The following is a 9563-nucleotide window of genomic DNA, read 5'->3' on the forward strand; positions in this document are numbered from 1 at the left end:
GTTGGGGAGTGGGGAGTGGGGAGAATAAATAAAAATAATCTCCTGACTCCTGACTCCTGACGGCTAAAAAACTGATCACTGATTCTAGCGATCGATCTCACCTTCGTAGGGTTGGACTCCGATCGAGGGATAATTATCGTGGTTAGGGCTGAAAACTTCTAAGACTGCATGAGCTAACTTTTGGAAAAAGTCGGGACTCTCGTGCAAGGATTTAAGTGCCGCTTCTAATTCCGGACGGGAGAAATCGAAGCCTTGGGAGCGAGCTATCTCTAGTAATTGCTGAGGATCTTGGGTTGAACGCATTTTTTGACCCAATTCTTCGTTTTTAGCGGCTAAGGCGAAAAAGTCGAACACTTGATTTTTAGACATATAAATACTTTTCCTTTGATGATTAAAGGTGTGGCCTCGGCGGCGTGGAGGTTAAACTGCCTAGTGTGGTTTATTTTTATCCTACCAGTCAGGAGATATCCTCAAAGCAAAAGTTTCGTTTTTATTTGCTTGTATGGCTGAGTATGCTTTAGGTCTAATTCTGAGGAGTGGGAAGTGGGAAGATGAAAGAGGTTTCTTTCCCCACACCCCACACCCTACACTCTCTTTCAAGTCAGAGAATAAATAGCCTAAAATAGAAAGCTACACTCTTGTTTCTGTAGCCAGCATCATGAATAAGTCCCCACGTCGTTACCATATCACCACCTTTGGTTGTCAGATGAATAAAGCTGACTCCGAACGCATGGCGGGTATTTTAGAAGATTTGGGGTTTCAATGGTCTGAGGATGCCAACGAAGCCGATTTAATCCTCTACAATACCTGTACAATTCGCGATAATGCCGAACAGAAGGTATATTCCTATCTCGGCAGACAGGCTAAACGCAAACAAACTCAACCTGATCTTACTTTAGTTGTCGCTGGCTGCGTGGCCCAACAGGAAGGGGAACAATTATTAAGACGGGTTCCCGAAGTGGATTTAATTATCGGTCCCCAACACGCAAACCGATTGGGAGACTTATTACAACAGGTTTTTGACGGTTCCCAGGTGGTGGCCACTGAACCCATCCACATCATGGAAGATATCACCAAACCGCGCCGGGATAGTAATATTACCGCTTGGGTGAACGTCATCTATGGTTGTAATGAACGCTGTACCTATTGTGTGGTTCCGGGGGTGCGCGGGGTGGAACAATCTCGCACTCCTGCGGCAATTCGAGCAGAAATGGAACAATTAGGACAACAGGGTTATCAAGAAATCACCCTTTTAGGTCAAAATATCGATGCCTACGGACGGGATTTACCCGGAGTGACGGCAAGCGGCCGACATTTGCACAATTTCACCGATTTACTCTACTACATTCACGATGTGGCCGGCATTGAACGTCTCCGTTTTGCCACCAGTCACCCCCGCTATTTTACCGAACGTTTGATTAAAGCTTGTCAGGAATTACCTAAAGTTTGTGAACATTTTCATATCCCTTTTCAATCGGGGGATAATGATATCCTCAAGGCCATGAAACGGGGCTATACTCAGGAAAAATACCGACAAATTATTGCTAATATTCGCGATTTAATGCCGGATGCTGCCATCAGTGCCGATGCGATTGTCGGATTCCCCGGAGAAACAGAGGCACAGTTCGAGAATACTTTAAAATTAGTCGATGAGATTGGTTTTGATCAATTAAATACGGCGGCCTATTCTCCCCGTCCAGGCACTCCGGCTGCTATTTGGGATAATCAATTAAGTGAGCAGGTAAAAAGCGATCGCCTACAAAGATTAAATCATTTAGTGGCGACAAAAGCTGCTGAACGTTCCCAAAGATATTTAGGTAGAATTGAGGAAATTTTAGTGGAAGACGTTAATCCTAAAGATGCTAGTCAAGTTATGGGAAGAACTAGAGGTAATCGCTTAACTTTCTTTACGGGAAATATTGAGAAATTGCGCGGCACATTTGTTAAGGTTAAAATTACCGAAGTCCGTCCCTTTAGTTTGACGGGAGTGAGCTTTTAAGTAGTGGTGCAAAACTAATTTCTTGGTTAGGAGAGGCAAAAGGCAATAGGCAAGAGGTTGTTAAATATGTGTAACTAATTTTGCTTAGGTACTTAATAGTTAAGAGTGACCCCTCTTATTCAGGGGGATACCCCCGCCTATCGGCACTCCCCTTATCAAGGGGGGCAGGGGGGATCAAAGGCAAAATCTATCTTCAATTTAATTATAACTAATTACTTATTTTATGGATATTATCGCTATTTTGCAGCAAGATTATCAGAGATTTCCCCTCGATCAAACCTATGACATTTATGCTGATAACGTTTATTTTAAGGACCCTCTCAATCAATTTCGGGGGATTAAACGCTATCGGGAAATGATTGGTTTTATGAGTCAATGGTTCCAAGCTATTAAGATGGATGTCCACGCAATTGAACAGCAGGGAAATATTATTAATACCCGTTGGACATTGCACTGGACAACCCCTTTACCTTGGCGGCCTCCCATCGCTATTTCTGGCCGCAGTGAATTAACTCTCGATGACAATAATCTGATTATTTCTCATATCGATTATTGGGATTGTTCGCGCTGGGATGTGCTGCGTCAGCATTTACCTTTCCGCACTTCTTAACCATATTTTTTAACCAGAAAATGCCGACCAACGAGCGCTCGTTTGCTTGACAAAATCCTGTAAAAATGCTAGGCGCTGATTTTGTTCCCAGACCTGTTTAACTTTATTCTGCAAACTCGTCCAATTCCAATCATTATTCAGTTGCTCGTTAATTTCCTGTTCTTGGAAATATTCCACTAAACTTAAACCCGCTAAACGAGTTAGATAGGCTGCTCCAATTCCCTGCACTGTACCACCAGCAATATAAGTAATCGCATTTCCCTTGAGAATCGTTCCTAACGCTTGGGTTGTCACCTCTACCATGCCTAATTGTACCATCATTTTCCCCAGGGTAGTCATGGCTGTTTTTGCTTGTTCAAGGGACATTTTTTGTTGATAAATTGCCCCTAAATCCACTAACATTTGAGCGTTAGTGGCTGCCGCTAAAACTAAATCTAGGGCCGCCAGAGGATTAGCAAAAGTGGCAGTAGCGGCTATCCATTGGTATTGTTCGATAACAGGTAAAGCCTTTTTGCGTCGGGATTGATTAAGTAATTGTTTGGTTTCCTTTGCTAATTCTAGCGCTTGTCGCCAGATAGTTCCGAGAACTAATTCGGACTTTTCTTGTTCGATAATTCGTCGGAGATGATTATCTAAAGGAGCGATAACCACGGTTTGAGGTTCCGTCCATTCCTTGATTTCTCCATTGCTTTGATGTTGACGAACTTTTAGGGGTTCAGGGGCAGCGGCTATGGCTAAAATATGATGAGAGGGAATAGTTTCTTTTAGTCTTTGTTTCAGGGAAAGGAGTATTTCTTCTCTGGTTTCGGCGGGTAAACGATCCTGTTTATTCAGTAACAGGATAACACGCTGGTGCATTCGATCGAATTGCTGGAGGATTTGCCATTCGGAATCGCTTAAATCCCCATTGATGAGATACAAAACTAGGTCGGCTGCCAGAGCTTTTTTCTGGTTAGCGGTTGAGTCGAAAGTTAGAAGCGGTTCCGTTTCCAGAAAAGCGATAGATTCCCCAAAGTTGCCGCTTTCTAGTAGTTTTTTTAGGGCAGTTTTACCAGTTTTTCTAGCACCAGTAATGGCAATTTTCAGGTCCTGGCGACTAAATTCTTGATTTAATTGGCTTAAACTGGTTTTGAGTGGAGTTAAGTCTTGATTAGGGTCTTCTTTGGCCAGATAATTAATTATCTTCTCGGCTTTGCTAATCGCTTGTTTAACCTTTTCTAGACTCAGGGGAGTGGGATGGGAAAAATCGATTTTCGTGTTGGGTTTTTGCCAAAACCAGATACCAGCACCAAGAGCAATCGCACCGAAAATACCCCATGAACCGATTTCGCTCACTGTACTATTGAGAGTTTCCCCTAGGGTGAAAGCGATGGTAATGCCTATCCCCGTCACTAAAATCGGTTTACCCAATCTTACCGTCATTTTTCCTCATCCTCGCCAACTGCTCTGATTATTCTAGCTTTTTTGTGCTGGATTTCATCCCAAAATCAACTTTTCAGACGACAATTCCCTGGGTTCGTCCCGGCTGCTCTTGCCTAAAAAGCCCTAGATATGTCATAATGATCGATTGCGTGTAAATTTACCCGATCCCCTGTTGTTATGGCTAGTAAAAAAGGCGTTCGCCTAATCATCACTGTAGAATGCACGGAATGCCGCAGTAATCCCGATAAGCGTACCCCCGGCGTTTCTCGCTACACCACCAGCAAAAACCGTCGCAATACCACCGGCAGACTGGAAATCAAGAAATACTGTCCCCACTGCAATAAGCACACCGTCCACAAGGAAATTAAGTAAGCACACTTTAGTTAAAAAGTCAAGCAATCTTTACAAATCTATGAGCTACTATCGTAAACGTCTCTCCCCCATCTCTCCCAGTCAACCGATTGACTACAAAGACACCGAACTCCTCCGCAAATTCATCACCGAACGCGGCAAACTCCTACCTAGACGCATCACCGGTTTAACTTCTAAACAACAGCGAGATTTAACGGAAGCGGTGAAACGGGCCCGTTTAATGGCTTTATTGCCTTTTGTCAACCAAGAAGCCTAAATTCAGTGATCAGTAATCAGTAATCAGTAATCAGTGAACAGTGATCGCTGAAAATAACACATATAAGTAATAGGACAAAATTAACTTCTTGGTGAGGATAGGCACTCATGGAAGAAGTAATTGGATATGTGTAATTAATTGTATCTAGCTACTTAACTTAAAACTTAAACCTGATCACTGATAACTGGTCACTGATAACTGATAACTGATAACTGATAACTGATAAGCGATCTCAGTATATTGGGGTTGCTTTCTCGTTTTTGCAAAGAAATATATCGAAATCGGCAGCGGATAGGAAAATTCGTGCGAGAATCTAAAGAAATAATTAAATCGCTCTAGGAGTAGCCGACGATTTTGTGATTATCGATCCAAATACACCAATTAGCACAATGGGAGGCTCTTATGGAAAAGCAGCCATCAGAAACCGAGATCGAGCTAGATAAACAGCTAAAAGAGGAGTATTCCGAGCAGTTTCTGCGTAGTATATTTAATTCCGTGCAAGCGTCGATTTTTGTGGTGGACGTGCTGGAAAATAGAGATTTTCGCTATGTGGGAGCAAACCCCGTTCATGAACGCTGGACAGGATTGCGTTCATCAGAGATTAAAGGCAAAACTCCCGAACAAATCCTTCCCCCCGATGATGCGCGTAGTGTGCGGCAACACTATAGTGATTGTGTGCGTTACGGAACGACTATTTCCTACGAACAGTATTTACCTTTTCAAAATATACCCTACTGGTGGCTAACGACTTTAACACCCCTACGGGATAACAATGCGCGCATCTATCGTTTAGTGGGAACCAGTACCAATATCACCGAACGCAAACAGGCCGAAGAAGCTTTAAGATTACAAGCAGAACGGGAACAACTATTGGGGGTAATGCAGGAAAGAATCCGGCAATCGTTGGATCTTGATCGCATTTTGCAAAGAACCGTTAAAGAGGTGCGACAATTCCTCAACTGCGATCGAGTGTTAATTTATCGTTTATTCCCCGATCATAGTGGCATGATTGTGGTGGAATCCCATACTGCGAGGATTAATTCCGTCTTAGGAAACAGCATCGAGGATCCCTGTTTTAATTTATCCCCAGAACGTCTGGAAAATTATCGTCGCGGGAGAATTCAAGTTATTGAAAATGTCCATAATTCGGGACTTGATCCCTGTTATCGCAGCTTACTCACCTCTTTGCAAGTACAGGCTAACTTGGTGGTGCCAATTATCTGCGATAACCAACTCTGGGGGTTACTAATTGCCCAAAATTGCCAAAAAACTCGCTCTTGGCAATCCCAAGAAATCGATCTCCTTAAACAATTAGCCATTCAAGTGGGAATTGCCATTCAACAAGCGGAACTGCACCAACGGGTAAAATGCTTGAATACTGCCTTGGAATCGGAGGTTCAGCAAAGAACTGCCGAATTGCAGATGAGTTTGAAGTATGAAGCATTAATCGGACGGATTACCGAAAAAATTCGCGATAGTCTCGATGAAAACCATATTCTGCAAACCACCACTAGGGAATTAGTGCAGGTTTTACCCGCAGAACGGGCCCAAATTGAGCTTTACAATCCCAGTCGCAGCCAAGCTACTATTGTCCACGAATATACCACTCAAGAGCTTATCTGTCAGGGAATTAGCCGTCAAATTAGGGATTTTCCTGAAATCTATCAACCGCTGCTGCACAAACAAATTTTACAATTTGTTGATCGTCTTCCCCTTGGCAATCCGCAAATCTGTCGTGTTAACAGTTGCGCTTGTCCTATCTTTGACGATCAGGGTTTTTTGGGCAATATTTGGCTAATTCGGCCAGCTAATCAGATTTTTAACTCCTTAGAAACTAATTTGATTCAACATATTGCCACCGAATGTGCGATCGCTATTCGCCAGGCGCGACTGTACGAATCTTCCCAAGCACAAGTGAGGGAATTAGAAAAACTGGAAAGATTAAAAAGCGAATTCCTGAAAACCCTTTCCCATGAACTGCGAACCCCGATCACCAGCATTCGTCTAGCGGTGGAAACCCTAGAAAGTCTCCTAGAATATCAAGGGATCAAGATCGATCCAGAGGATTCGATCGGTCAACTGTTGCAAATTCTTAACATTGAATGTCAGCGTCAGAGTAAGTTAGTTAATGATCTGTTAACTTTAACCTATCTGGATGCGGAAAGCGAACCTCCGGCGATCGAAACAATCGACTTACTTTCTTGGCTACCCTTATTAGTGGAACCTTTTCGCACTCTCACCCGCGAGCGACAACAGCAGTTAATTTTAGATATAGATGGGGATATACCGGAGATTAACAGCAATCTTTGTGATATAGAGCGCATCATAGCGGAATTACTGACCAATGCTTCTAAATATACCCCAGAACAAGGGATAATTAGGGTAAATGTCTGGCGTGCGGACGAGCAAATATTAATTAGTGTGAGCAATTCAGGTGTAGAAATCGCTCCAGAGGAATTGTCAAGAATATTTGCTCCTTTTTATCGCATTCCTCACCACGATCCCTGGCGCTACAGTGGCACCGGTTTAGGTTTAGCTTTAGTCCACAAACTGATTAAACCCCTGAATGCCACCATCGATGTCACCAGTGCCAATGCTGTCACCACTTTTACCCTCACCTTGCCAATCTAGTCGAGCAGAAAACTTTTTAGAAAAAAACCTTGCAATTATTTCGAGGGCGTGCTATATTAAGAAAGGACTGAAAAAAGCCGAGATAGCTCAGTTGGTAGAGCAGAGGACTGAAAATCCTCGTGTCCGCGGTTCAAATCCGCGTCTTGGCATCGAAAAAACGCTAGAATTTGCCCTGTATTTACTTTCTAATCTGCTAGGTTTTGTAAATGCAGCTGACTGTCTTAGGTTTGGTGGGTAAAATGTATTCTAAGATACAGTCTTGCGGGCGAACGACTGGAACGAACCACTCCAGACACAAAGGACACAAAGATTGATCGCCACTATATCAGTTAAACTTATCACACAAAGAATAAGAGAGCCTGCAGCCTTTCTCGTCAAGATGAAGTGTAACCTAATTTGGTAAGCTAAAAGCTTTGATGTACTTAGTTTCTGACCTTGTTTTTAGGTGGGAGAATTGCCAGATTCTTTCTTTTGCCTGTTGCCTGTTGCCTCTTGCCTATCTTCACTAGGAAATTAATTTTGCACGACTACTTACTTTTTGATTTTGGGCTTGACGTGAGCGGTCACGGATTAAGATAATCTAACAAGTATGTACGACAATGAAATCCTAGACTCTAGCAATTCCTTAAATAATCCTCTCGATGCGAGCGATCCGGATCAAGCAGCGGAAATCCCTCCCGATCCCGAGGAAATGCTCTTATTGCTTACTTCTGCTCATGTTAGCGAGAGAATGATCGCCGCTCGCGCCTTTTGTGAATTGCGGGACGAAAGAGCGATCGCTCCCTTACTAGAGATGTTAAACGATGTCTGTCCCCTGGTGCGTGTCAGTGTCGCCTACGCTTTGGGTCGAAATCCCAGTCTTAGCTCTGTGGCTCCCTTAATCGATTTACTGGCCAGAGATTGGAATGGTTACGTCAGAAAAGGGGTTGTTTGGGCCCTAGGTAACTGTGGCGATCGCAGAGCGATCAATCCCTTGGTTCATGCTCTCAAAACTGATATTTCGGCCGTGCGATTATGGGCAGCCAGTAGTTTGGCCCAGATTGCCAAGGTCAATTATGAAGATATCATCACCGTGTTGCCGCCTTTAATTGAAGGATTGCGCCGAGATTTAATCGCAGCGGTGCGGAGTAATTGCGCTTGGTCGATCGGTCAATTATGCCGAGAATTGCCCTTAAATGTGATTTATGCCACGGCGATCGATGCTTTGATCGAGGCCTTGGTGGAAGACGAGGATTTAGGTGTCAAGGAAGATGCTAGGGGTGCTTTATTAAAAGTGGGCGACCCAAGAGGATTACAATTGATCGAGGAATTAGAGCTTGAAGGAATTATCTAAACCGCTAATTTTAGGCGTTACGGGGGCATCAGGGCTGATTTATGCTGTCCGTACTCTCAAATATCTACTTTTAGCCGACTACACGATCGATCTAGTGGCCTCCAGATCAGCTTACACTGTCTGGCAAGCGGAAGATAATATTCGGATGCCGCCAGAACCGGAGCTGCAAGAACAATTTTGGCGCAGTCAATGCGGGGTGATGGAGGGGGGAAAATTACGCTGTCATCGTTGGGGTGATGTGGGGGCAACGATCGCCAGTGGTTCCTATCGCACCCTTGGTATGGTAATTATTCCCTGTAGCATGAGTACAGTGGCCAAATTAGCGGGGGGATTAAGTTCCGATTTGCTAGAAAGAGCGGCCGATGTGCAGATTAAGGAGGGCAGAAAATTGGTTTTAGTGCCGCGAGAAACTCCTTTTAGTTTAATTCATCTGCGTAATTTAACTACTTTAGCCGAGGCGGGCGTTAGAATCGTGCCAGCAATACCGGCATGGTATCATCATCCCCAATCGATCGAGGATTTGGTCGATTTTGTCATCGCTCGTACTCTCGATCAGTTAGATATCGATTGTGTGACAATTAATCGCTGGCAAGGACATTAACAGTTATCAGTGATCAGTTATCAGTTATCAGTGGATAGTGGACAGTGGTTAGTGGTTAGTGGGAAAGCATCTCATTTATGCAAGTGAGTAATTATACTTATCCATAAAACTGGTTTCTAGCAAGACTTTCAAAATAGCTTGACATAAAAACCTGATTTAGGGGTTACAAAGGTGAGATGCTCCCGTTCGTGGTTAGTTAGTGGTTAGGGACCTGCGCTTTGATAATGTACCTTTTGGGCGAACGCAGTTCGCCCCTACATTGTGGACAAAATCCGTTACTGTAGGGGCGCAAAGCTTGCGCCCTCCGATCGATTGGGATATTATTCCCACGCAAGTCCC

General features: G+C 43.8%; 9 protein-coding genes and 1 tRNA gene. 8 read left to right on the top strand and 2 right to left on the bottom strand.

The window, feature by feature from the left end:
* Positions 1-84 precede the first annotated feature (84 nt).
* Complete coding sequence (locus IQ224_RS18280) at positions 85-369, bottom strand: Nif11-like leader peptide family natural product precursor (protein ID WP_002741693.1); 285 nt, start codon at positions 367-369, stop codon at positions 85-87.
* A 289-nt stretch (positions 370-658) separates the two neighbouring features.
* Here IQ224_RS18280 and miaB point away from each other — a divergent pair, with 289 nt between their 5' ends.
* Entirely contained in the window at positions 659-1999 is a 1341-nt protein-coding gene (miaB, locus tag IQ224_RS18285) for a tRNA (N6-isopentenyl adenosine(37)-C2)-methylthiotransferase MiaB (protein ID WP_036399796.1), read from the top strand.
* 223 nt (positions 2000-2222) lie between these two features.
* Entirely contained in the window at positions 2223-2609 is a 387-nt protein-coding gene (locus IQ224_RS18290; RefSeq protein WP_002741698.1) for a DUF2358 domain-containing protein, read from the top strand.
* 9 nt (positions 2610-2618) lie between these two features.
* On the opposite strand, the gene IQ224_RS18295 is transcribed toward IQ224_RS18290, so the two are convergent.
* On the bottom strand, positions 2619-4031 hold the full coding sequence (locus IQ224_RS18295) for a DUF697 domain-containing protein (protein WP_084990072.1): 1413 nt from the start codon (positions 4029-4031) through the stop codon (positions 2619-2621).
* A gap of 177 nt (positions 4032-4208) precedes the next feature.
* On the opposite strand from IQ224_RS18295, the gene rpmG reads away from it, so the two are divergent.
* The 6 genes from rpmG (at position 4209) to IQ224_RS18325 (ending at position 9224) form a co-directional block, all read left to right on the top strand.
* Positions 4209-4403, top strand: a complete 195-nt coding sequence (rpmG, locus tag IQ224_RS18300; protein WP_002734724.1) for a 50S ribosomal protein L33 — start codon at positions 4209-4211, stop codon at positions 4401-4403.
* A gap of 40 nt (positions 4404-4443) precedes the next feature.
* Positions 4444-4659: a 30S ribosomal protein S18 gene (rpsR, locus tag IQ224_RS18305; RefSeq protein ID WP_002732313.1), complete on the top strand. Its 216-nt coding sequence runs from the start codon at positions 4444-4446 to the stop codon at positions 4657-4659.
* A 402-nt stretch (positions 4660-5061) separates the two neighbouring features.
* A complete protein-coding gene (locus tag IQ224_RS18310; RefSeq protein WP_084990071.1) occupies positions 5062-7290 on the top strand; it encodes a GAF domain-containing protein in 2229 nt (742 codons plus the stop codon).
* A 76-nt stretch (positions 7291-7366) separates the two neighbouring features.
* Positions 7367-7439: transfer RNA gene (locus tag IQ224_RS18315), tRNA-Phe, on the top strand.
* 440 nt (positions 7440-7879) lie between these two features.
* Complete coding sequence (locus IQ224_RS18320) at positions 7880-8623, top strand: HEAT repeat domain-containing protein (RefSeq protein WP_194033322.1); 744 nt, start codon at positions 7880-7882, stop codon at positions 8621-8623.
* Positions 8607-9224 (top strand): flavin prenyltransferase UbiX, encoded by a 618-nt coding sequence (locus tag IQ224_RS18325; protein WP_002734602.1) that lies wholly within the window; start codon positions 8607-8609, stop codon positions 9222-9224. Before IQ224_RS18320 ends, IQ224_RS18325 begins: the two co-directional genes overlap by 17 nt.
* Positions 9225-9563: the final 339 nt, after the last annotated feature.

Source organism: Microcystis sp. LEGE 00066 (assembly GCF_015207925.1).
GTDB lineage: Bacteria > Cyanobacteriota > Cyanobacteriia > Cyanobacteriales > Microcystaceae > Microcystis > Microcystis ichthyoblabe_A.